Below are 23,283 nucleotides of genomic sequence, written 5' to 3'. Positions count from 1 at the left end.
CCCCAATTCTTTATAGAATTGGGGCTTTTTCCTATCCGATCTTGACTTTTTCGTCTACTTTATGGGTTTCCACAGCCATAATGGCTTGTTCGAACATGGCTCGAGTGATTTCATAAGGACTGTGAACGATGTCATTAGTCGTCATTGCTTTGTCTAAAATAGCGCTTAAATCTGAAGTTGTATTTAGCTTCATTTCAGCTAAGGAGACGGGCAGTTTATTTTCTTGCATGAATTGATAAATGCGTTCAAAAAGTTCTTCTTGTTGATCGAGTTTCAGTAGGGCTAAGACGCCGTAACTGACAGAAGCTCCGTGTAGGTATTCTTCCATTTTTTTCAAGACGGTCGTCCCGTAATAGAATGAATGAGCCAAGGAAGAATTGTAATCATTGACTACTAAAACAGAGACCAATCCCGTCGTTACAATGATCTCAGAAACAACTTGCTCAATCGCATAGGACGATTTTCCTTCGGCACTGTCTTTTAATGCTTGGGTTCCATAGTCCAACAAGCGGTCAGTGCACATTTTTCCGATTTGAATCCCTAAGCCATCCGTATGGTTCAGTTGATCGCCCCGAGCAGAAAAACTTGATTCGACTTGTTTTGAAAGAGCGTCACCGATACCAGCCCATAGGTATTTATCAGGAGCTGCGGCAATAATTGCAGTATCAATAAAGGCATGTGTCGGTGGTTTAGATGGGAAGAAGAGACCTTGCATTTCACTTGCTTCGGTATACATAACACATACGGCAGTTACCGGTGAACAATTTGAACCGATCGTTGGAAAAGTAAAAACGGGTTTTCCAATTTTTTCGCCCACGACTTTAACGGTATCACAGACACGCCCACCGCCGACTGCAAATAATACATCGGCTGTTTGGACTGCTTGGGAATTGGCTAACGTATCAACATTCTCATACGTCGAGTTGCCGCCGTACCAAAGGGTATCGGTTAATTCAATACCTGTTGCGATGGCGGATGTGATTTTTTGTTCTGCTGCGGCCAAGGCTTTTTCTCCGCCGATCATAACGGCTTTTTTTCCGTAGGATTGAACGATTTCAGTGATGTGATTATAGGCGTCTGTACCGATAGTATAGCTTGGTAAAAAGATTGTTTGACTCATATACTTTTCCTTCTTTCTTTGCGACTAGGTTAGCGAGAATCGGACCAGTGATTTGATGGATCACCATGCCCACAGCAGCGGGCGTGACAGCAGCAGGAATGGTAGCAAAATGAGCGGTGGCGAGTGAAATCGCTAAGCCGGTATTTTTCATTCCTAATTGGAACATGATCGAACGGGCTTGTTTGGCACTGACACCTAGCAGACGGCTCAGGCCATATCCAGCACCATAACCGATCAAATTATGGATCAAGACTAGTAAGATCAAAATCAATCCTGATTGAACAATGACAGAACCATTTTTAGCAACAGTTCCCGCAACGATCAACAAGATACTGACGGAAGAAACTAAGACAAATGTTTGGAGCCATTGTTCAATGTATCGGCCAATTAGTTTATGCACGATGACGCCTAAAACGATCGGAACCAAAACCATCTGTAAAACAGACAGCAGCATTTGCACAAATGAAATGTGTGTGTATTTTCCTGCCAAAATAAAAGTCAAAAATGGAGTGACGACAGTGGCTAATAGGGTCGAAACAGTCGTCATGGAGACGGTCAAAGCAACATCGCCTTTTCCGATGAAAGTCATCACATTGCTGGCTGTTCCGCCAGAAACGGAGCCTAGTAACACGAAGCCGATGATCAAGCCAGATGACAGCCCAAATAGTTGAGCTAATCCATAAGCGACTAAAGGGCTGATCGTGAATTGGAAAATCACACCGATGATAAAGGCTTTAGGTTGGACGATAACCATTTTGAAGGCAGCAAAATTTAAGGTCATTCCCATACAAAACATGATGATACTCAACAAATTTGTTGTACGAGCAGGAATCCATAGAAACGGCTGAGGGAAAAAATAAGAAACGATCATCAATAAAATCATAATGTAAATCAGGTACTTATTGACAAAAGCAGCAATCGCATTAACGGTTTTCATATGAGGTTTCTTCCTTCCAAATCTTGTTAGCCGTAGAAGAAATGACTAGGCCAAAAGAATCGATTTTGTCGTGGTGCAATAAGAGAATGTTCAATTAATTTGTCTAAGCTCCAAAACGTGTAATCAAAATTGGGTATAAAAAAAACATTCCATCAAAGAAGTAAGTTCTTCTTTTCGATGCAATGTGAATAGGGACTTTTTGATTGATCACTCAAAAAAGTCCCTAACATAATAAAATAATGACGGCTACGGATTGATTTCTAGTACATTTCATAGTCTTGACCTCCTTGTTCTGAATTTTCGGAATATTTAAATTAATTTCTTATCAGTCTACAGACGGACAAGGACTTTGTCAACATCTTATTCATAACTTTTGTCATTTTTTCTATAAAATGACAAAAAACCACGAATGATGATAATGGTCTTTCTATATAATGTACGGCGAAAAGACCGGGAATAAATAAAAATAGAAAACAGTAAAATATCAATCCAAACCTAGTCTTAGGTGTAAATCATAACCTCAATATAATCAATGAAAAAGAGCCCTTCGAGTCTTAAGGCTCGGAGGGTTCTATGTGTACATCGGTCTCAAAAATTTGAAACTCTTCTTGTAATAGGTATTCGATTTGATCTGCAATATCATGGCTTTCTTTGACGGTCAAGGCAGGATTCATCGTGACAGTGACATCCAAATAAATGTTTGCCCCGTAGCTTCGTCCTTTGATGCTTTTTACTGTGCGAATTTCCGGTAGTTGCTCGATCGCATGCGTATAGTGAGCCAATTGTGTTTGATCAAATCCATCTGAAAGTGAGAAGACACTGTCACGGAAAATATCGATCGCGGTTTTTAAAATCAATAAGGCAACGACAATAGCAGCGACACTATCCAACCAACCTAAATTGAACGAAGCGCCGAAGACGGCAATAGCCGTCCCAATACTTGTCCAAGCATCACTGCGGTTGTCTTTGGCAGCAGCTAGTAAACCAGAACTTTGGACTTCTTCGGACAAGCGTTTGTTAAAGAAATACACACCGTACATCACAATTGCAGAAAAAATTCCTACGATTGCTGCAGTCATATCTGGTGATTCTGTTTGATGGTGGATCACCGAGAGCACTGAGCTGTATAAGACTTCTAATCCTACCAACAACATGATGAATGAAGTCACTAAACTAGCCACATTTTCAGCTTTCCAGTGACCGTAACGATGTTCGGCATCCGCGGGTTTACGAGAAATCCGTAAACCGATCAAGACTGCGATCGAAGCCAAGATATCTGTAAAGTTATTCAAACCATCTGCGCGTAAGGCTTCTGAATGTGCCAGATCAGCCACCGTCAGTTTTAAGATCGAAATTAAAATGTAAGCTACGATACTGACGATCGCACCCAATTCTGCTTTTTTTAATTGTTCATAGCGATTATTTACCATAGTTTTAAACACCCCAAAAATTAAAATGTTTTACCACTATACACTTTTTGATTGGGTGAAAACAAGTATTTTGACAAACTGTAATTATTTTGGGGCAGCTAAAATAAAGCCTAGGACGGCATATTTTTTTTCACCATAAAGACCAATTAATTTCTTGCGGTTCTTCTTCCAAGTTTTCATAGCGTGACAGAAAAGTAACTTTTGTATAGTGACGGGTAAAAGCGGTGATGGGATGAGTGAACTGAGACAAGAGGGGACGTTTAGCTAACAAACGAGCGAACGGCGTGTTAGGTAATTCTAGATAGGCTAAAGGCGTGTCGGCTTTTTTGACAAAACGGAACAAATCCCTGCGCATCAAGGCGAGTGCATAGCAAGTATTGGCTGCGTGCAGTCGGACACTCCGCTGAAGCAGCGGCAAAACAAAGGTTGGCCCATCAGATAATTTAAGAAAGCAGCGAGAGTCAGTTTGTTTGGTCTCAGCAATTTTTAAAGGATTGATCCAGATCGTTCGCCTCGTATCTTCTAGTGGCAACAAAGCAAAAAATGGACAAAGCCACGGTGTTTTATAGTGAGTTCCACAACCCAAGGCATTCAGAGTGCGATGACTATCTTTATACAGAGGAAAACGATGAGCACTTGAAAAACGATTCAAAACAGTCAAACCATTTTCATCACTATGATAAAGCTGTTTGTCCGTAAAAATCAGAACACCACTATGTTCAGGTATCGGTATAATCACATTGATTTCATCGACCATCAATGGATCAAATGGTGTTGCTCGTTGAAGCGCAGCTGACCAAAGATCGGACCACTGTCTGTCATCTAAATACTCCGTTTGAACAAATGCTTTCATAAATGTTTCCTCCTTCAAAATGATAATTTCATCTTCACTATAATTCATGCGATAAAAAACGACACGACTTCTTTTTTATTGGCAGATTAATAAAATCAGCTTTTTATCTTTGAGACTGTTCCACTTTTTTTCAACTATCCATAAAACTTGTTTTTTCTTGAAAAATCTGAATAACTAAAGAAACTCTTATTTGTAGAAAATGATCACAAAATGAAAATATAACTCTTTTTTATTTATCTATAATTGTTATTTTTAGTTTTTTTATCGGGCATTGCAGTTTTGATAAAACAGATCGAATAAAGATAGCTGTTTTTTTATTTTTACTTTGTTGCAGCAGACTGTCTGTGAAGTGAGCAAAAAATTTTTTCAGTTTGAAACTCGAAAAGCAAAATTATTTGCTTTTTTTTTCGTATATGAAACTTTTTGAATACAGCATTTAGCAGTTTCGTTAGTTATTGTGAAGAAAAAAGAAAGGAGTCGGACCGATGAATAAGCATCCCTTTACGATGCGTCAATTGTTTCATTTGAAACCTGAAACATTAGAAAAACGAATCACTATCTTTTATGCAGAAAAACAAGATGCTGAAACACTGCTCCGATTAATCATTGTGTTCCAAGTCCGCGCAGCATTAGGGACTGAGGGGATTGAAAAGCCGTGTTGCGAGTTGGTCCGCAACCTTTATATACAGAAAGAATATCGAAGCGTCCCGGCTTTTAAACGGTTTTATTATCAGTTTGAAGGCTATTTTTCGCAAGCAGAATGGCAGGAGATTTTACAAGAACTTTTCCCATTTTTGCCCAAGTATATTGCTTGGAAGGTCGCCCAATTATTAGTTCGAATCGATATAGCTACTATGCATCGAGGAACGGTCCCTTAATGCGATTGGTGAACAGTTTAGATAAAAACTGATAGCATTATATTTAGTCATATGTTTTTTTATAAATTTTTTTAAAATGGTTAAATAGATAGTTTTCGATTTTTTATTTAAATAAAATTATTTATTGACAATGTTTAGGTACCGAAGTATACTAAGAATAGGTTGAATGTTAGGTACCTAAAAAATAGGTACCGAATCGAAAGCTGACTAAGGAAACTTTTTCAAAATAACAGTTATCGATTTTGATGCTTCTTAGTATATGAGTCAGGAGCATTTAGCGGATTAGAGAAAGCAAAAATTATTTTTCTACGCTATCAAAGGTGGAAAATTTCTAGGAATACGGAGGACGTTTGCGATGAAGATTGAACAGGCTGAATTATTTAGCAAGGAGCATACGGCCGCCCTAAAATTGCGCAAACAACTTTTAGGCGGAAAAATAGATTGGGATCAAGAAAGAAATTTGATTGTTTTTGTAGCGATTGAACAAGGAGAAGTCGTGGGGACGGCCGCGATACAACTGTATCCATTTGGAATCGCTCGTATTCGGCAAGTCGCGGTCTCGCCAGAATATCAAGGCAAAAAAATAGGTGATCAGTTAATGAGCCAATGTGAAGATCTTGCTCAAGAGCAAGGACATTATCGGATTGTTTTGACCGCGCGTAAAACCGCTCAAACTTTTTATCAAAAAAGAAAGTATAAACCCATTTTTTGGGACTTCAAAAAACACACGATCGACTTCGTTTGGATGACGAAAGTAGTATCGCTTGAATCAGCACCATTATTTTCACAACAATAATCCAATTGACTTTCAGGGAGGAAACAGCTATGAAAAAAATCTTTGATAAACAAGCCAAACAAACTACCGCGGCTAAAAAGAAACACACCCTTTCTGAATTTGAAAAAATCCAGATCGAATTAGCAGCTAAATCACGACTATTCACGACCACATTGGGAATGGTGAATTATCAAACTTATGGTAATAATTAAAAAGATCGAACCCTGAATTTTCAGGGTTCGATCTTTTTTTGATTATCCTCATGAAATAGCTGACGTTAGAAAATCGTATCAAAAAAGACGCCGTGGAAAAAAGACAAGCTGAGAAAAATCAAAAACAAAGCAGTCAATTGGATCGGCCAACCGGCTAATATTTTCGGAATCGGAGCGATCGCTATGCGTTCCTTGATTCCGCTGAACAATCCTCCGCAAACAAAGAAGAAGAGCAGTCCGAGATTGTATTGATAGAAAAAAGTATTCGCTGAAAAAATCGTGGGTAGCAATGCCAGATTCAGAATGAACGGCAAAACTAATAAGACTGCGTGCATCTCTGATGGAATCCATGGGCGACTGATCAGCCAGACGATAGCGGCTATTATTAAGGTGCAACTACCAATCATCGTCGGAAAAGTCACGACTTGGTTGCCGAAATCACCGATAATGGAATCAAAAAACCAAAATAACATACCTCCTAGCCAAGCAATTCCACTGACTAGAAAAATTGTTAGTAAATTTTTAGCTAAACTACTAGGTCGTTTGCTGCCAATTTTTGGTGGCTTTTTTTCTGCATCGCTAGTCAGTCACAACAAACCTAAAAAGAATACGAGTCGAATCGTAAGTGTCATCAGTTGCTCCTCCTAGCGTTTTAGTTTGGCGTTAATGATTCGATTACCTGGTTCACCTAACACACGTCGGCGCAACAAACGATCAATCAAAGGCGTGGCACAATTCATTGTCAAAATCGCATAACTAACGCCTTCATTCGTTGGTCCTAAAAAACGAAAGACGAGGATCAAGAGACCGATTCCAAAAGCAAAAAGGCATTCGCCTAACTTATTGGCGGGACTAGAAGCATAATCTGTCGCCATAAAAACGGCGCCTAATAATAATCCACCACTGAGTACATGACCTAGTACCGTTTGCCAACTCGCCAGCCCGGTATCTCCACCAAAGAGCCAAGCGCCTAGCGCGACCGTTGCTACAATAATGACTGGAATGTGGTACTGAATAATGTTCTTTTTAAGCAATACGATAGCAGCTAAGATGATCAAAATGCTGCAAGTCTCTCCGATGCGCCCGCCAATATTGCCGAGAAAAGCTTGAACTAATTCGTGATTGGTCAAGGATTGCTGATCGTTTAACCTTGCTAACGGTGTTGCTTGTGAAACAACATCGGGGGATAACCGGTCAAACGGCGGGTTGGGCCAACTGATTTTGAACATCTCCGAAAAGAACAAGCCAACCAATAATGCGCGGCCGCCTAATGCGGGATTTAAGAAGTTATAGCCTAGTCCGCCGAAAAATTCTTTGACGACAATGATTGCAAATGCAGCGCCAATCATTGGGAAATACCAAGGGGCAGTCGGTGGCAGATTCATAGTCATCAAAACAGCAGTGACAATGGCACTAAGGTCCCAAGTCAAGGGTTTATCGGTCCATTTAAACCACAAAAGCTCACAAAGTTGGGCAGTTACAATTGCAATCAGATAAAGCAAGTACACTCGCCAACCAAAAAAGAAACCAGAGATTAAAACAATGGGTGCCAATGTGATCAAGACCCATTTCATGATCTCACGGGTAGTGGCATCTCCAATAATATGCGGCGAGCTTGTAGAAGTTAACGTCAGCGACTCATTTTTCATTGGCGGCCAACTCCTTTTTTAGTGATTTGATTTCATTTCCAGCAGCACTGATCTTAGCAGCTAGGTCGCGTCGAGCAGGGCAGACATAGGTACAACAGCCACAATTGATACATTCTTCAGCCATCAATTGATCACAAGTGAACAAATCACCGCTGCGATAGGCTAAATCGATCGATTGCGGTTCAAGTCGGACGGGGCAAACCGTCACACAACGGTTGCAACGAATGCAGGGAGATTCAGGCAACTTGCCATCATGTTCTTGATTGAAGACGATGATGCCGTTACTACCTTTAGCTAAAGGAAAATCTAAATTCGTGATCGTTTTGCCCATCATCGGTCCACCATGGATCACTCGTGAAGGGGTCCCGATAAATCCGCCACAATAATCGATCAAATCTCCGACACTGCTACCTAAAGGAAAGGAAATCACTTTTGGTTCAGCGACATCTCCGGTGATCGTCACATAACGATGCGTCAGCGATTTACGTGCATCAACGGCTTCGGCGATCGCAAAAGCAGTCGCGACATTGATCGTAAACCCACCCGTCTCGACAGAACGACCATCAATGGGGGATTCTTTGGCTAGCAGTGTTTCTAATAGTTGACCTTCGCCACCTTGTGGATATTTTACAGGTAAAGCAAAGACGAAACATTCAGGAATCGCTTTGGCCGCTTTTTTCATGGCGGCTAAGGCTTTTGGTTTGTCGGACTCGATCCCAACCAAGATTTTTTTTGCTCCGATGATCTGGCGTGCTAATTCACCGCCGCGTAAGATTTTGCGACTTTCATAGCGCATCAAGTAGTCATCTGAGGCTAAGAAGGGTTCACACTCGGCACCGTTCAAAATCACGGCTTCGATCTCGATATGATCGGCCGGATCGAGTTTGATATGCGTTGGAAACGTAGCACCGCCTAGACCAACGATCCCAGCATGACGCACCGCGATTTCGGGCGCTAAATCTGCTGGGATCAACTCGGGCAAGGTTTTCTCATTTGCACATTGGATCTTAATCGCACGTTGGGTCTCACCGTCAAAAGTCGGGACTTCTAAAATTTCTAACACGGTTCCGCTGACTGAAGAGTGGACATGTCCACTGATATCGGCACTGCTTTTGGCAATGATCTGTCCTTGCCGCACGTTGTCACCGATAGTGACAACCAATTCGTTGGGGGCACCGATGTGTTGATCAAAGGGGATCGTGACTGTTTTTGGTTCAAATATAAAAACGTTCTCATTTTTTACAGCGAATAATTTTTTCAATTGTTTCGTTGAAGGCTCAAAAAAGAAACCACCAGAGAAATCATGGATTTTCATCACGTGTCCTCCTAACCTTTTCTTTTATCGTAGCATATCTTGACAGTGGGACAAAGGAATATCCTGAGTACAAAAAGGACCGCCAGCAACTGAAGTGCTGACGGCATTATGATTTATGTGATAAATGGGGCCATTTATCTAAGAGCAGTTTGGCTAATATTCCCGATAAAATACCGGAAACAATCCCGATACTTCCTAACACTGGTAGATACAACAAAATCGTCCACGTCTTAGCTAACAATGCTGCAACGACTAATTGGCCTAAATTATGTAAGAAACCACCGGCAGCACTGATCCCCACCACACTAAAATGAGGAGCAGGAAGACGTTTTAACAAAAGCATTCCCCAAAAACTCAATAACCCACCGACCGTTGCATACAATAACCCCATGACCGTTCCACCTAATAATGTCGCTAGCAATAAGCGCAGCACCACTAAGAAAAAACTATCTTTTGTCGACAGAGTATAAAGTGCGATAATGATCACGACATTGGCTAAACCGATCTTAGCGCCCGGAGCGAAAGCAAAGACGGGGGGAATCAGTCGTTCGATCAAGCTCAATAAAATTGCTTGGGCCGCCAATAAAGCGATAAAAACATGTTTATGTAAAGTATTCATCAGAAAGACAGATCAATAAATCGATCCGTGCTTGTCACCTCCAGTTTGGATTTCAAGCACTAGTTGGTGCGGGAGACAGACGATTGTTTGTCCCGGCTGATCGATCCAGCCGACCGTTTCACAAACATGGTCGCGACAATTTGCTTCTTTGATCCGAATCCGCCGATGATTGATCTCGATCAGATTCGATTCCCCATTCTCAGACTGATAATGATAAGTCTCCCCAGCCGACTTGGTTAAATCAAAGCGCTGAATTTCTTGACCGTGGACTTTGAGCACAGCGATGACTGACGGATTAGTAGGTTGACGAAAAAAGAGTAAAGGAATAAATGAACACAGAAACAGGCCTAAAATCAGACAAAGGTCTTTCCAGTTAAAATAACGTTTCAAATTTTTCATAATCCAGCCTCCACCTTCATTTTATCATAGGATCTTGGTAATTATTGACCAGACGCGTTATGATAAAAGAAACAAATTAAAAAGGAGGCAGTGATGAAAAAAATTCTTGCAGGACTGATATCTTTAAGTATTTTGCTTTTGAGTGGTTGTCAGAAAACGGTCATGGATACTCCGGATGAACAATCGGACTTTTTCTTCGACACGCCCGTCACAATAAAAGTCTATGATCGCGGGAAAAAAGCGGCTCTAAGCGAAGCCTTCGAAGAATTGGAAAAATTGCACACTCAATGGGATCTTGCTGATCCAGCCTCTGAACTGAGTAAAATCAATGCAGCCGCAGGTATAGAAGCGGTTCCAGTGGCGCCCGAGACCTATGAACTGTTAGCGACGGCGAAACAATTCAGTCAAACCTATGAAAAATTTGATTTGACGATCGGACCGGTGACCGAACTTTGGGGAATCGGTTCAAAAGCAGCCAAGACCCCGAATGCGGAAGAAATCAGTGCTGCTCGCGCGTTAGTAGACGATAAAAAGGTACAATTAGATCCAAAAAAACAAACGGTTTTTCTAACTAAAAAAGGCATGCAGCTAGACATCGGATCGCTAGGAAAAGGGTATGCTACAGACAATATCGTCAAATTATTGAAGCAAGCAGGCGTTACGACCGCGGTCTTAGATTTAGGCGGAAATGTTTACGTATTAGGCCATAGCCCTCGCGGAAAGGACCAACGGTGGCAAGTGGGCATCCGTGATCCTAAACAAGCCAATGCGATCATCGGAGAAGTGGCGACTAAAAATCAAACGATTGTTACTTCGGGTACGTATCAGCGCTATTTGAAAAATAAAGGTACGGATTATCACCATATCTTTGATCCAGCCACGGGTTATCCGATCGATAATCAGCTAATGAGTGTGACGGTCATGACCAGTTCCTCACTGACGGCCGATGCTTTATCAACTGTCGCATTTACGGCTGGTTTAACTAACGGCTTAGCTTTGATCGAAGAATTGCCCGCCACTGAAGCGATTTTTATTACGAAAGATCAAAAAATCTATCAAACTTCTGGTTTGAAAAATAATTTCAAGCAAAAAACCGGGACCGATTATCAAATGAACTAAGTAAAATTATTCCGTAAAAAAAGCAGCTCCTAAATAGGAACTGCTTTTTTTATTTCGAAGATTCTTTCCAATCATCGTAGACAAAGATGTTTTTGATAATGCGCAAAATGGGGCGGATCGTCAGAAATATCGAGCCGATAAGGTAAAAATAGAGTCCGATGCGATCGGGAATTGGTGCCAGAGCAGCAATGCTCCCGATGATGTAAAAGAACCCGGTCAAGAGATCGACGACTAACGAAAGGATCGTGTAGCGGTTTTGAAAATACAAACGGAATCGTTTCCCTTGGATCTCAATATCTTCTTCCAGCACTGATTCAACTTCATGGGACTTTCGATTTATTTTTGGCATGACAATCATCAAACCCTTCCAGAATTGTCGTAAACGTTGATTGTACTAGCAATCCACTCAAAACAGTAGCGATTCGCTTATATAACAGTCAATCTGGCAAAACGTAAAGGAAAATTAAGGAGCAACCAGTCATCATATTATTAGATCGCTCGAAAGTCTTTGCGGTAATAGAGATAAAAACCGATCCCAATCAAAAAGGCGATAAATTCAGTCACCGTAGAAGCCCAAACAAGTCCATGCAAGCCAAAGTTGTTATTCATATAAAGAATGATCGGAATGATCAGTAAACTTTGGATAATCGAGATAATAATCGTCGGTAACCCTTTGCCGGTTCCTTGGAACATTCCTAAGATTAAACCTGCAAAGCCATTGAAAATTGTGGTCGCAAGAGAGGCCGTCAAAATATATTCCCCAACTTGAATCAAGCTTGAACTGTTAGTGAATATGCCTAAAATCGGATACCGAAAAAGGTACGTTAATGAGACAAATATGAAGACGATCAAGGCAATGAAAGCACAAGCTGTTTTAAAACTAGCAGTTAAGCGTTCTTTATTTTTACTTGAATAATTATAGGCAAATAAAGGAATCACGCCAAAGAAAATTCCCATCACCAAAAATTGTGGGACTTGGACTAAACGTGTCGCAATCCCAAAACCTGCGACCACATCATCGCCATAGCGAACAGCATAGACATTTAAGAGTAAGGTGGAAATAATCATAAAACCAGAATTCATCAATTCAGAAACTCCGATTTTCAAGACTTCGATTTGATCCTTGATCGATAAAAAAATGTGCGTAGCAAAACCTTTTAAGTGTTCGCTTTTGCTAGATAAATAATAAAGATAATAGAGCATCGACGCTAAGTTAGCAACGCCAATCGCCAATGCTGCACCGATCACATGCAACTGTAAAAATAAAATTAAGAGCGGATCAAAAATCAAATTCACTCCGACATTGATGATCATGCCATACATGGATTCCTTTGCCGCGCCTTCTGAACGTACGACTTGTTCCAAGGTAAAATTGATCGTCGTGGTAAAGCCTGTGACTAACAAGGTCACGACATATTGCAGCGCATAGCTGTGCATTGCCGCATCGACACCTAATAGTTTTAATAAAGGATTGATTGCACCAACGCCGATTGCTCCCAATAAAAGAGCCACGATCAAACTCATATAGAAACCATAGCCCGCTACTTTTTTTGCTTTTGCAGTGTCTTTCACTGCAATCAAGCGGGTAATATACGTGCTCGCCCCAACCCCAAACATATTTCCAATGGCCATTAATGCGATAAATACGGGCGTGCCGATCGTAATAGCGGAGATCATCTGCGTATTGTGCAAGAGACCAATAAAATAAGCATTCACGACATTGTAGATCGCCCCGACCGATGTTCCGATCATCATAGGGACCGATAAATTCAATACCGCCTTTTTCACCGGAGCTTCTTTCAATAAATATTCATTTGAATCATCCATCATTTGTTCCATTTAAAAAACCTCTTTTCAAAATAAATCTAACACCGTTAGACTAACTAACGCTGTTAGATTATCACTTCTTAATAAAAGATGCAAGAGAAAACTAACACTGTTAGTTTTTCTGGTATAATCAAGTAGAAGGAGTGTGAACGTGGTTTGAAAAATAAAATGAATGAAACAGAAATACTAGATGTTGCCTGGAAATTATTAGCAACTGAAGGACTCGATAACTTTAGCATGCGCAAGTTATCCCAGCTATTGAATATCAAAGCCCCATCGCTATACTGGTACGTAAAAAGCAAAGAACAAATTTTTGATAAACTTGCGTCACAAGTGATCCAAGAAGGATTGAAGGAAGTGAAAAAGGCCGATCAATGGCAACAACAATTAATCTTTTATGGGGAGATCCTTTTTCAAAAATTACGAAAATACCCCTATTCCGCCCATTTACTTTTGCGGACTACGCCGAATAATCCCGAGTTATTGAAATTAAACAATGAATTATTGAAAGTCATTGATCACCAACCATTAACAGATGGACAAAAATTCACCAGCATCAATACCTTGATGAATTACATCATTTCGTTTGAGATTGACTACCTGGCCCAAAAAGAAAACCAAGTTAACGTAACCCCGGAAAGTGAAAAACAATCACTCGCCGATTATGCCTCTGACGAACCGATCGCCCGCATCATGCAAAGCGATGTCTTAGACACACTAGGAAGCAAGGAAGCTTTTGAATGGGGACTAATGATTTTTGTGGAAGGCTTGGGAGAACTGATAAAAGGAAAAGAATAGACAAAAGCCACTCAAATTTTTGAGGGGCTTTTGTTGTAAATAAAATAAGGCAAAGTATTTCTAGATATAACAATAATTGATATTTTCGGCGAGTGTTCTGCCTAATTTATTGTGACGAAATAGTATAAATGCTATGCTCAATGTATCAATGAATTAGGAGTGATAACAAATGAGAGCGTTATCTTTGAGACCGGATTACGCCTGGGAGGTCCTCACCGGTGAAAAAGTATTTGAATATCGTACTTGGCCAACGAAGCATCGTGGCGATCTTTTAATTTGTGCCACTGCAAAAAAAATCGAAGGCTTTATCTCACGACATGCGATAGTAGTGGTAGAAGTAACGGATTGTCAAAAATTAAGCGATGGTACGTATGCCTGGAAACTTGATAATATTCGCTGCATCAAACCATTTCCAGTCAAGGGACAGCAGAGGCTTTTCAATGTTGATGATTCATTAATTGAGTACCCATGTGAACAAGATATAATAGTAATTGACGGTGAAGAATATGTTACCGATCAATTTTTTGATCAGTATTATGAAGCGTTGGTGGATTAATCACCAGTCGCATCTTCTTTGAAATGAATTTTTTTTTATTTAATGAGAGCGAAAATTTACATAATTCGCATGAGTAGTTGTCTTGAAGCTAATAATTAAATTACTGATTGAAACAATCTAGAATAGAAAAACTGACGAAAGCTCAAATTAGATCTGATTTGAGCTTTCGTCAGTTTTCATTGTAAAAAATTATTCGTTGCTTTTTTCAGTAAAAGGAATAGCGATGAATGGCTCATGATCGCCATTAGAGGTAAAGGCTAAAACAATCTTTCCATCATCATTTTGATAGGCATAAATCTTTGTATCATTTCCATTAAAAGGTGTAAAGAAGTCAATGCTAGGCGTATTAACCGTGTTTTCAGGAATTTTTAATTCAGTATTTACGTTTACATTTTTAGTGACACCTTCCTCGGTTACTTGAATATTAGTAGTAGAGACGGTAGTAGTAATAAAATTTGCGACCTCTCCCATGTGAGCATCAGCCGAATAATTTCCTTTAGGACTATAGGCAATAACGATTTCGTCAGTAGTTGTATAGGTGGTTATTGCAAATTTTTGATTGTTAGTTTCTCCAAACAACACCGTTCCTCTTGGAAATTCTACTTCATAAGAAGGTATTTTACTACTGCTTGTGGTCGCATCAAAACTACTCGTCCTTGTGGAACTAATGTCGGATATTTCAGATTTAGTAGTAGCCTTTTTGGTTTCACTCATGTATGTCGGGCTAGCTGTAGTAGGTGTTCGAGGGATATGAATAAAATGGGCAGTGACAATATAAGAAATTAGGCAAATAATAATAGCAGATAAAAAAATAATTATCTTGGTTAGAGTCGAAGTGTTCTTTTTTAAAGGTTTTTGAGTTCTTTTCATAATTGATTCCTTTGTAAGTTGATTGTAATTACTATAACTTAATTTTTTTGAAGGATAAAGTTCTTTTTTATTTTCTAAGATAACAATGATTATCTGAATCAGATCTTCTCGCTGTTTTCTCCTTCATTAATGCCACTAAAATGGTAAAATAAGAAGGTACGCATTTAATGAAAAAGGAGCTTATAAAATGGGCGCAGAATTGAATCAACGTTTATTTAGTGCAGCGGATAATCTTCGTAGCAAAATGGACGCCTCTGAATATAAAAACTATCTATTAGGATTAATCTTCTATAAATACCTTTCCGATAAATTACTACAGCAAGTTGTATTATTAGCAGATGAATCGCTAGAAAAATATGACTCGGTAGAAAAACAAACGCAGCTTTTTAAAGAACTATTGTCAGATGAAGAGTCACGCGAAGACTTAGTGGCTACAAACGAATAGCCAAGCAACTGGATGTCTCAGTGGATTCAGTAAAGTCGTTCTTTCGCTCGAAGGGTTTGACTGGTAATCGTACCAACTGGAATGTCAAACAAGCGATTGAGGCAGCAGAAGTGACACAAATCAAAAGGTCAGAAATGGATTATCGGCTATCAAAAATGATGGTCGATTATTTGTATTCTTCGGGCATCATCAACAAGCGTGAGCACGCAATGGCTATTAACCGCTTGCTAAACCTTTATCAGCCTATCATTGGGCAGTTGGAGTCAGAGTATGGCAAATAAGGAAATCATAAAAATTAAACCAACCAAGTTCCCAAAAATCCAGTCAGCTACAAAGAAAATTGGCAAACTGAAGGTGGCTGCCTATGCCCGAGTATCGACTGAGAAAGATAATCAGACTGCCCGTAAACAGCATTACACCAAGCTCATCAAAGCAAAGAGGATTGAGAGTTTGCCGAGCTATTCGCTGATGAAGGGATTAGCGGAACATCTTTCAAAAATTTATATGCCTTTTAGGAGATGATTGAGAAAGCGAAGAATGGCGAGGTGGAGTACATCATCACGAAATCCACCAGCCGTTTTGCCCGCAACACGGTGGATACGCTGACGACCATTCGGATGCTGAAATCGATCGGTGTTGGTGGATGGTTTGAGAAAGAAGGAATTGACACGCTTGGTGCCAAAGGTGAGTTTGTCATAACGCTGATGTCGATTTTGGTGCGAGAGGAAAGCCGAAGTCTGTCTGAGAATGTGGTATGGGGGCAAATGAAGAGGTTCTCAAGCGGATCTTGGGCTATGACATGGGGGCAAATGGAGAATTTGTGGTGAATGAGAAACAGGCGCTTGTCGCTAAAGCGATGTTTGCCAGGGCAGTGCTCGGCTTCCCTTACTCGGATTCAGCAACGGTTGAACCAGTTGGAGATGTTGGAGATCTTAACGCTAACCGGGAAAGATTTTAGTTGTTCGATGGTTAGGTAAATTTTGGAGAACGAGAAATATAAGGGTGATGCACCCTTGCAGAAGAGTTATACGGTATACTTTTTGACAAAACGCAAAAAGAAGAAAGAAGGTGAACGGCCGCAATATTTTGTTGGAGGGCATCATGAAGCCATTGTTTCTCGAGAAGTGTTTGACTATGTGAATTCGCTAGATTTAACTGGGCGATCTACTGCAGACGTTCTGGCAAGGAAAATTATCTGTGGGAAATGTGGCTCTTGCTATGGACCAAGAACTTGGCATGCGACAAGCCCGAAAGCCAAGAATTACCGATATCGGACAAGAGTGTGGCAGTGTGCAAGCATCTGACAGCTTGCGGCACGCCTCATATCTACGATGAGCATTTAGGATTGATGCTGAGTACGGTGGTTCGGCAGATACTAATGCAACGGGAGGATATTATTGGGAAACTATCAGAGATTCTTGGAATGGAAATTGGCCAGCATCTTAATGTGTTTCGATGCGTTAATAGGGCAGACGTGGCAATGAATATTGAAAAAATCTTGGTGCGTAAAGACAGAATATTAGAAGTTCGGTTAATTGACGGGACGGAATTTAACGTTGAGATGGATGAGTGGACACCAAGTAATAGGAGATGGACCCTGAATCATTACATAGTTGATGATAGAAAAACGCTTGAAAGATTGAATTGAGAGAAAAATGTAAATATGAAGCAAAAAACGTTCCCAACGAGGTTTAATTTTGGTAAAATACCAATATTGAAAAAAAGACACTTTTTCAATATTGGTATTACTGATTGGAGGAGTTCACATGAATCATGGCGGTTCTCGCCCAGGTTCTGGCAGAAATGCCATCCAAGGGAAAGAGATAAGAATTAAGGTTCCGGATCAAGTGTTTGAGCAGCTAGATTTGTTTTTCCCTGGGAAAACTGCTCAAGAAAGAATTCGTGAGTGTTTAGAATACGGTATTAAACATAAAGGAAGAGAAAAATTGAATACGAATGACATGCAATTGAATGTGGTTGACCTCTTCTCGGGTGCGGGTGGTCTTTCACGTGGCTTTATGGATGCAAGCTTTAATGTTGTGCTTGGAATTGATTTTGACGATGCTGCCTTAAAAACATTTAAGGAAAATCACGGTGATGCAGATATCATGAAATTGGATTTATTTAACCACGATAATTTGCATCATATCACCGACTACCTAGAAGAACGAGACATAAAGGTCGATGTATTGATTGGTGGGCCTCCTTGTCAAGGATATTCTCTCGCTGGTCCACGAAACGAACACGATGAAAGAAATACATTATATGAGGCGATGGTTAAGTTTGCCAATATGACTAAGCCAAAAGTGGTCGTTCTTGAGAACGTACCTGGCTTGTTGAAACTATTTGATGGTAAAGGAGCCCAACGTATTGTAGATGACTTCACTGACCTTGGCTACAATATGCAGAAAAAAATCCTTTATGCACCTGATTTTGGGGTTCCTCAAATTAGGAAGCGAGTATTTTTCGTTGGTGTGTTACCTGAATATGGTAACTTCGAATATCCGACTCCGTTTGTAGAGCCTGAAAGTTACATCACCTGTGAACAAGCAATTGGGGATCTTCCATCATTGGAGGAAGATCTCGGAACAGAAATTGCTGAATATCCGAACGTTGCTGGAACTATGTACGAAGAACTTATGCGTGCTAACTCAGATAAATTGTATAACCATGTAGGTACTCAACATGAACAAAAAACAATTGATTTAATTGCCATGGTTCCAGAAGGTAAGAACTTTAGAGCATTGCCAGCACCATACAATACGATGTTTAAGTACAATGAAGCATTAACTCGCTACCATAGTCAAAGACCATCATTAACTATTAATACTGGTCATCGGTCACACTTTCATTATAAGTGGAATAGGATTCCCACTGTTAGAGAGAGCGCACGGCTCCAAAGTTTCCCAGACGATTTTATTTTTTATGGTAATAAATCTCAACAATATCGCCAAGTAGGGAATGCCGTCCCTCCATTGCTCGGGAAGGCAGTTGGACTTCAAGTTAAGGAATTACTTTCGAAAGTTGAGGAAACTATGAATGTCTGAGATTAAATATTTGGATTTATTTGCTGGGGCTGGTGGGTTAACCGAAGGATTTATGCAAGCTGAGAATTATAAGGAAGTAGCTGCAGTTGAATGGCTTAAGCCTCAAGTTGATACTCTTCGACATAGAATGAAGACACGGTGGGGTTATGAAGAAGCCGATGAGTCAATTTTACATTTTGATATTCAAAGAGAAGATGAGCTCTTCAATGGATGGTCAGATGCAAAGTTTGGGGATAGTAGAGGTTTAGATTACTTCGTAAACAAATCGAACGGGATTGACATGGTTATTGGAGGTCCACCATGTCAGGCTTATTCTGTAGCTGGTCGCGTAAGAGATGAGAATGGGATGCAAGATGATTATCGAAATTATCTGTTTGAACATTATTTGAGTGTGGTTAGTAGGTATCAGCCCAAGTTATTTGTCTTCGAGAATGTACCGGGGATGCTAAGTGCTCAACCGGGGGGAAGAAAAGTTACTGATTTAGTAAAATCAGGTTTCAAAAGTATCGGTTATGAGATTCTTGATGATTTGAAGAGGGCGGTGATTAATGCCAAAGATTATGGTGTCCCACAGTCTCGAAAAAGGGTGGTTCTTGTGGGTGTTCACGTTGACTCTGTTGATAATCCTGAAAACATTCAGAACTACCTTGAGGATTTTTATTCAACTATACTTCCAAGCCTAAGATGCAAAAAAGAAACAACGGTTCAAGAAGCTATTGGAGATCTTCAAAAATTTGTCCCAATTAGGGATGAAGAAAGTCATAAAAATAGAATTGCTTATGAACCAGTTGTTGATTCTGGCGCATCATTAAGTGGCCAGAAACCAAGATATCAAAATTTAAGGGATATCGGTATCTTCCACATGCTCGCGAAAGATCTTGAGGAAGGAACAGGTATTTACTCGGATAGTAAGGCATTGAGTAAAGTGTACGAGGAAAAGGTTGGTTCGAGTTCACCAATTCATCGTTATCATGTTCTCAAACCAGATAAGCCAAGCACCACTATAATTGCTCATTTGTACAAGGATGGAAATAGGTTTATCCACTATGATTCCGCTCAAAGTAGGACTATAACACCTAGAGAAGCGGCACGTTTGCAGAGTTTCCCAGATGACTTTGAGTTTGTTGGATCTCAAGGAGCAACGTATCAGATGATTGGGAACGCTGTTCCGCCAAAATTAGCAGAGGCCTTGGCACAAGCGGTTAGAATCTTTTATAAAAAGTATTTTTAGTTATACAGAAAAGGTCCAGAGACAACTGTCAATGGACCTTATAAATTTGGGTATATACTGGCTATTTTCGTGATATAATGAAAAGAAAAACGTTGAAATTAGGTGTGGATTATGATTTTTTATCACTTTACTAATGACATGCGATTTAAGTCTATTAAAGAAAACTTAGTTGCTGTTGCAAATCATCTGAAATATGGGAACTGGAATCATCCGTCACAGTCGCTAGCACAGGCAAAAAATGGCTGGTATCCTGTCTACTTGTTTTATTTTGGGTTATATAAGGGTGCCCATAATGTCGATCTCATACTCACGGGGAAATGGAATTATGTGCTTGGTGAATTTATAAAAAAATTACAATTTCCCAATCCGAAAGCTGATAAACAAAATTATTATGAGCTAGAAGTACAAAATCAACAACAGATTGCTCCGTTACGGATTTTGGTAAAGCTACTATTTTATTCTTATGAGTTTAAGGATAATGTAGGCATTACAAAGCAAGAATTCAAGAACTACATTCTTGGAAGTGATAGTACGGCGATTCAGGGAATATCCATTGGAGATTTGCATGACGCTATTAAATCTACACCGAATGTTGATTTCTTCAACACAAACGTTAACGTCAGCGGGGGGGATTCTAATAGGTTTACTAATCAATTGTTAGGTGTGATTGAGCCACTTGACTATATCGAAATTGATTCTGATACGATACGTCTTTCATTTACAGATATTACGACTGAGGATAAGGCAATACTTTTCGACATCATCACTTATGATGAGTATTGGATTGTGGATACCACATTGAGCAGGCAAGACTTAGAGATGTCGTACAAAGAATATATACAGTCTCCTGAGTTAGTTGATTGGTCTGGGGAAGAAATAGAGGAATATGGGACGGATGAATATGATTTCGTTGATCGCGCAGAAGTAGGGATGAACACCTTATTATATGGGGTTCCAGGTGCGGGTAAAAGTTATACAATCGAACACGAGTACATGCAAAAGGATTCTCCAAGAGAACGATTAGTATTCCATCCAGACTACACTTATTCAGATTTTGTTGGTCAAATTTTACCTGTGGTAAATGAGGACAAAAATGGTAATAAAAATGTAAATTATAGGTTTACTCCCGGTCCATTTACTACAATTCTAAAAGACGCGTATACAAATCCAATGGTAGAGCACTTCTTGATTATTGAAGAAATCAACCGTGGGAATGCCCCGGCAATATTTGGTGAAATTTTCCAGTTGTTAGACAGGAAAACGGAGATTGATTTATCTAATGATGACGGTTTCCCACTTCATACGAGTGAGTATGAAATCAGCAATACTGATGTAGCTGAGTATGTTTATGGTGATAAACGGCATAAGATCCGTATTCCAGCCAATCTCTCAATCATTGGTACTATGAATACCTCTGACCAAAATGTATTCACTTTGGATACTGCATTCCAACGTAGATGGGATATGCGCTTAATTGAAAATGAGTTCAAATCAGATGATGACGGGTTAGCTAATACTAAGATTCTGGATACGTCAGTTACATGGAAAAAGTTCTGTACCTCTATTAATGATATTATTCTCGATAAAAACGTTCGGATGACATCTTCTGAAGACAAGCGCCTTGGAACTCATTTTATTCATATTTCTGATTTGCAACCAACAGGAACAGACGAGCGCCATAAGCGATTATTCCCTGAAAAGGTTATCAAGTACTTGTGGGATGATGCTTTTAAGTTCACACGAGAAGAGATATTCGATGTTGCCAAATTCAATAGTTTAGAGAAAGTTATTCGTACGTTCATTGACTCCAAGAATGATGATAAATTTAATATTTTTTCAGCTTCATTGAAAGATATTCTTTTAGATAATAAAGTCACACCCGGGACTCAAGACTAGGCGGTGATTTTATGACGAGTAAAATCAGCATTGAAGAACGTTGCCATGTTAATACCAATGAAGATGGAGATACATTCGTTGGTATTAAGGCTGATACAGAAGATGCAGTAGTCTATTTCCCAGTAGGTTATCAGTTGTCCGAAAACGAGACTGAAATCCGTAGGGATATTAAAAATTTATTCAAAGTCCTTGGAGAGTATACAGAGAAAAAAGACCGTGTTCTTCAAATGAAGAAATTTGAAATCGCACAGTCGGTGGATTTTCCGATAAATGCATATCTGGAAGTAATCAACTACTATCTTAGGTACGAGTATTACACTGAAACGGAAAATATCTATATAACTTCAACTAAAGGGAAGACTGATTGGTCTAAGACATTTAAGAAACAAAAGCCTCTAGTGCAACAAAATGGTTCATTCGTCTACACTCAAATGACCGTGAAAGCATCGACTCTGAATGAGAGCAAGCTCATCACAAAAATACACAAATATTGTGTCTATGAGTGCTTTGACAAGATTGGTTGGCTTTATGTTCCCAATATGCCTGAGCAGCCAGATATTGAATTTAATAAAAGCCTGTTTGTTAATACGCTAAATGATAAACTTTCAAATACTTATAACGACAAGCATAAAGCGCTGTTTAAGGCCATGCTCGATATGATTAAGTTTATGGATGAACGTCCTAATGAAAAACAATTTTATTTTGGAACTGATCGATTTGAATATGTTTGGGAAAAATTGATTGATAGAGTATTTGGAGAAAGCGATAAAGACAGATATTTTCCTAAAGCTGAGTGGAAATTGAGACACGGGAACAATCAGGATAGTTCAGCATTACAGCCTGATACAATCATGCTGTATAAAGACAAGGTATATGTTCTTGATGCCAAGTATTATCGGTATGGTATCACTGGCATAGCAAACCATCTTCCAAATTCATCATCAATCAACAAACAAATCACATATGGGGAATACATTGATAAGCATATGGGAGTAGATTCAGATCAAATTTTCAATGCTTTTCTAATGCCGTACAATAGCAAGGAAAACAAATTCCATACTCAGAAAATATTTGAAAATATAGGTGAGGCTACTGGAAAATGGCGACAAGGAACTGATATTAAAAAGTATGATAGAGTTCAAGGTATTGTGATGGATGTTAGGACGCTAATGCATAACAGGGTTGGAAAATCGGCTAACTGCATTCAGCAATTGGCGACCGCAATCGAAGAAAGAATCAACTCATAACATTAAAGACTTTAGTCAGTTTCGTGCGAAAAGCGTACGAAACAAGAAAACTGCGCGTTT

Annotated in this window: 28 protein-coding genes; 16 read left to right on the top strand and 12 right to left on the bottom strand. The window is 39.7% G+C overall.

The genetic code is table 11. From position 1 onward, the window contains the following. Positions 1 to 31: 31 nt before the first annotated feature. The 4 genes from RV04_RS05265 to RV04_RS05250 form a co-directional block, all read right to left on the bottom strand. Positions 32 to 1,120, bottom strand: a complete 1,089-nt coding sequence (locus tag RV04_RS05265; RefSeq protein WP_071857417.1) for an iron-containing alcohol dehydrogenase family protein — start codon at positions 1,118 to 1,120, stop codon at positions 32 to 34. Continuing rightward, positions 1,068 to 2,057 (bottom strand): bile acid:sodium symporter family protein, encoded by a 990-nt coding sequence (locus RV04_RS05260; RefSeq protein WP_071857416.1) that lies wholly within the window; start codon positions 2,055 to 2,057, stop codon positions 1,068 to 1,070. Before RV04_RS05260 ends, RV04_RS05265 begins: the two co-directional genes overlap by 53 nt. Positions 2,058 to 2,611: 554 nt before the next feature. After that, the gene (locus tag RV04_RS05255; protein ID WP_071857415.1) at positions 2,612 to 3,487 is read right to left on the bottom strand and encodes a cation diffusion facilitator family transporter; all 876 of its coding nucleotides are present in this window, start codon (positions 3,485 to 3,487) and stop codon (positions 2,612 to 2,614) included. A 130-nt stretch (positions 3,488 to 3,617) separates the two neighbouring features. Next, positions 3,618 to 4,340: a hypothetical protein gene (locus tag RV04_RS05250; RefSeq protein ID WP_071857414.1), complete on the bottom strand. Its 723-nt coding sequence runs from the start codon at positions 4,338 to 4,340 to the stop codon at positions 3,618 to 3,620. A 485-nt stretch (positions 4,341 to 4,825) separates the two neighbouring features. On the opposite strand from RV04_RS05250, the gene RV04_RS05245 reads away from it, so the two are divergent. From RV04_RS05245 to RV04_RS13205, 3 genes are all read left to right on the top strand, one after another. Continuing rightward, on the top strand, positions 4,826 to 5,218 hold the full coding sequence (locus RV04_RS05245) for a hypothetical protein (RefSeq protein ID WP_071857413.1): 393 nt from the start codon (positions 4,826 to 4,828) through the stop codon (positions 5,216 to 5,218). Between the two features lie 355 nt (positions 5,219 to 5,573). Beyond that, positions 5,574 to 6,014: a GNAT family N-acetyltransferase gene (locus RV04_RS05240; RefSeq protein WP_071857412.1), complete on the top strand. Its 441-nt coding sequence runs from the start codon at positions 5,574 to 5,576 to the stop codon at positions 6,012 to 6,014. A 29-nt stretch (positions 6,015 to 6,043) separates the two neighbouring features. Continuing rightward, entirely contained in the window at positions 6,044 to 6,205 is a 162-nt protein-coding gene (locus RV04_RS13205) for a hypothetical protein (RefSeq protein WP_169818186.1), read from the top strand. Between the two features lie 65 nt (positions 6,206 to 6,270). Here RV04_RS13205 and RV04_RS05235 read toward each other — a convergent pair whose 3' ends face one another. The 5 genes from RV04_RS05235 to RV04_RS05215 form a co-directional block, all read right to left on the bottom strand. Continuing rightward, complete coding sequence (locus tag RV04_RS05235; protein WP_084405529.1) at positions 6,271 to 6,678, bottom strand: hypothetical protein; 408 nt, start codon at positions 6,676 to 6,678, stop codon at positions 6,271 to 6,273. A 171-nt stretch (positions 6,679 to 6,849) separates the two neighbouring features. Beyond that, the gene (locus tag RV04_RS05230; protein WP_071857411.1) at positions 6,850 to 7,854 is read right to left on the bottom strand and encodes an RnfABCDGE type electron transport complex subunit D; all 1,005 of its coding nucleotides are present in this window, start codon (positions 7,852 to 7,854) and stop codon (positions 6,850 to 6,852) included. Continuing rightward, positions 7,844 to 9,169, bottom strand: a complete 1,326-nt coding sequence (gene rsxC / locus RV04_RS05225; RefSeq protein ID WP_071857410.1) for an electron transport complex subunit RsxC — start codon at positions 9,167 to 9,169, stop codon at positions 7,844 to 7,846. The genes RV04_RS05230 and rsxC overlap by 11 nt, the downstream gene beginning before the upstream one ends. Before the next feature lie 106 nt (positions 9,170 to 9,275). Then, entirely contained in the window at positions 9,276 to 9,788 is a 513-nt protein-coding gene (locus tag RV04_RS05220; protein ID WP_071857409.1) for a Gx transporter family protein, read from the bottom strand. A 12-nt stretch (positions 9,789 to 9,800) separates the two neighbouring features. Next, positions 9,801 to 10,187: a NusG domain II-containing protein gene (locus RV04_RS05215; RefSeq protein ID WP_071857408.1), complete on the bottom strand. Its 387-nt coding sequence runs from the start codon at positions 10,185 to 10,187 to the stop codon at positions 9,801 to 9,803. 93 nt (positions 10,188 to 10,280) lie between these two features. Between RV04_RS05215 and RV04_RS05210 the strand changes: the two genes are divergently transcribed. Then, positions 10,281 to 11,306 (top strand): FAD:protein FMN transferase, encoded by a 1,026-nt coding sequence (locus RV04_RS05210; protein WP_071857407.1) that lies wholly within the window; start codon positions 10,281 to 10,283, stop codon positions 11,304 to 11,306. A gap of 49 nt (positions 11,307 to 11,355) precedes the next feature. Here RV04_RS05210 and RV04_RS05205 read toward each other — a convergent pair whose 3' ends face one another. After that, the gene (locus RV04_RS05205) at positions 11,356 to 11,655 is read right to left on the bottom strand and encodes a YrhK family protein (RefSeq protein WP_071857453.1); all 300 of its coding nucleotides are present in this window, start codon (positions 11,653 to 11,655) and stop codon (positions 11,356 to 11,358) included. Positions 11,656 to 11,795: 140 nt separating this feature from the next. Continuing rightward, the gene (locus RV04_RS05200; RefSeq protein ID WP_071857406.1) at positions 11,796 to 13,145 is read right to left on the bottom strand and encodes an MATE family efflux transporter; all 1,350 of its coding nucleotides are present in this window, start codon (positions 13,143 to 13,145) and stop codon (positions 11,796 to 11,798) included. A 144-nt stretch (positions 13,146 to 13,289) separates the two neighbouring features. Between RV04_RS05200 and RV04_RS05195 the strand changes: the two genes are divergently transcribed. Together RV04_RS05195 and RV04_RS05190 are read left to right on the top strand one after the other, a co-directional pair. Next, complete coding sequence (locus tag RV04_RS05195) at positions 13,290 to 13,931, top strand: TetR/AcrR family transcriptional regulator (RefSeq protein ID WP_071857405.1); 642 nt, start codon at positions 13,290 to 13,292, stop codon at positions 13,929 to 13,931. A 169-nt stretch (positions 13,932 to 14,100) separates the two neighbouring features. Continuing rightward, on the top strand, positions 14,101 to 14,487 hold the full coding sequence (locus RV04_RS05190; RefSeq protein ID WP_071857404.1) for an ASCH domain-containing protein: 387 nt from the start codon (positions 14,101 to 14,103) through the stop codon (positions 14,485 to 14,487). A gap of 189 nt (positions 14,488 to 14,676) precedes the next feature. Here RV04_RS05190 and RV04_RS05185 read toward each other — a convergent pair whose 3' ends face one another. Further along, the gene (locus RV04_RS05185; protein WP_071857403.1) at positions 14,677 to 15,357 is read right to left on the bottom strand and encodes a hypothetical protein; all 681 of its coding nucleotides are present in this window, start codon (positions 15,355 to 15,357) and stop codon (positions 14,677 to 14,679) included. Between the two features lie 187 nt (positions 15,358 to 15,544). Here RV04_RS05185 and RV04_RS05180 point away from each other — a divergent pair, with 187 nt between their 5' ends. The 10 genes from RV04_RS05180 to RV04_RS05135 all read left to right on the top strand — a co-directional run bounded on the left by RV04_RS05180 (position 15,545) and on the right by RV04_RS05135 (position 23,223). Next, positions 15,545 to 15,802 carry a type I restriction-modification system subunit M N-terminal domain-containing protein gene (locus RV04_RS05180; RefSeq protein WP_245791049.1) on the top strand — a complete coding sequence of 86 codons (258 nt, stop codon included), beginning with the start codon at positions 15,545 to 15,547 and terminating at the stop codon, positions 15,800 to 15,802. A 20-nt stretch (positions 15,803 to 15,822) separates the two neighbouring features. Then, positions 15,823 to 16,083, top strand: coding sequence for an SHOCT domain-containing protein (locus RV04_RS13520; RefSeq protein WP_071857402.1), 261 nt, complete (start codon positions 15,823 to 15,825; stop codon positions 16,081 to 16,083). Further along, positions 16,073 to 16,324 (top strand): hypothetical protein, encoded by a 252-nt coding sequence (locus RV04_RS13515; protein ID WP_071857401.1) that lies wholly within the window; start codon positions 16,073 to 16,075, stop codon positions 16,322 to 16,324. The genes RV04_RS13520 and RV04_RS13515 overlap by 11 nt, the downstream gene beginning before the upstream one ends. Then, positions 16,321 to 16,629, top strand: coding sequence for a recombinase family protein (locus RV04_RS13510; protein WP_071857400.1), 309 nt, complete (start codon positions 16,321 to 16,323; stop codon positions 16,627 to 16,629). The genes RV04_RS13515 and RV04_RS13510 overlap by 4 nt, the downstream gene beginning before the upstream one ends. Before the next feature lie 153 nt (positions 16,630 to 16,782). After that, entirely contained in the window at positions 16,783 to 17,106 is a 324-nt protein-coding gene (locus RV04_RS13505; protein WP_071857399.1) for a recombinase family protein, read from the top strand. After that, on the top strand, positions 17,034 to 17,450 hold the full coding sequence (locus RV04_RS13500) for a hypothetical protein (RefSeq protein WP_245791053.1): 417 nt from the start codon (positions 17,034 to 17,036) through the stop codon (positions 17,448 to 17,450). The genes RV04_RS13505 and RV04_RS13500 overlap by 73 nt, the downstream gene beginning before the upstream one ends. A 118-nt stretch (positions 17,451 to 17,568) precedes the next feature. Further along, positions 17,569 to 18,849, top strand: a complete 1,281-nt coding sequence (locus RV04_RS05150; RefSeq protein ID WP_245791048.1) for a DNA cytosine methyltransferase — start codon at positions 17,569 to 17,571, stop codon at positions 18,847 to 18,849. Then, complete coding sequence (locus RV04_RS05145; RefSeq protein WP_071857397.1) at positions 18,842 to 20,080, top strand: DNA cytosine methyltransferase; 1,239 nt, start codon at positions 18,842 to 18,844, stop codon at positions 20,078 to 20,080. The genes RV04_RS05150 and RV04_RS05145 overlap by 8 nt, the downstream gene beginning before the upstream one ends. Before the next feature lie 111 nt (positions 20,081 to 20,191). Continuing rightward, a complete protein-coding gene (locus tag RV04_RS13390; RefSeq protein ID WP_071857396.1) occupies positions 20,192 to 21,976 on the top strand; it encodes an McrB family protein in 1,785 nt (594 codons plus the stop codon). Between the two features lie 11 nt (positions 21,977 to 21,987). After that, the gene (locus RV04_RS05135) at positions 21,988 to 23,223 is read left to right on the top strand and encodes an LlaJI family restriction endonuclease (RefSeq protein WP_071857395.1); all 1,236 of its coding nucleotides are present in this window, start codon (positions 21,988 to 21,990) and stop codon (positions 23,221 to 23,223) included. The last annotated feature ends 60 nt before the right edge of the window (positions 23,224 to 23,283 follow it).

Source organism: Enterococcus hermanniensis, from assembly GCF_001885945.1.
GTDB classification, from domain to species: domain Bacteria; phylum Bacillota; class Bacilli; order Lactobacillales; family Enterococcaceae; genus Enterococcus_A; species Enterococcus_A hermanniensis.
This window is presented reverse-complemented; position numbering and strand designations above follow the sequence as displayed.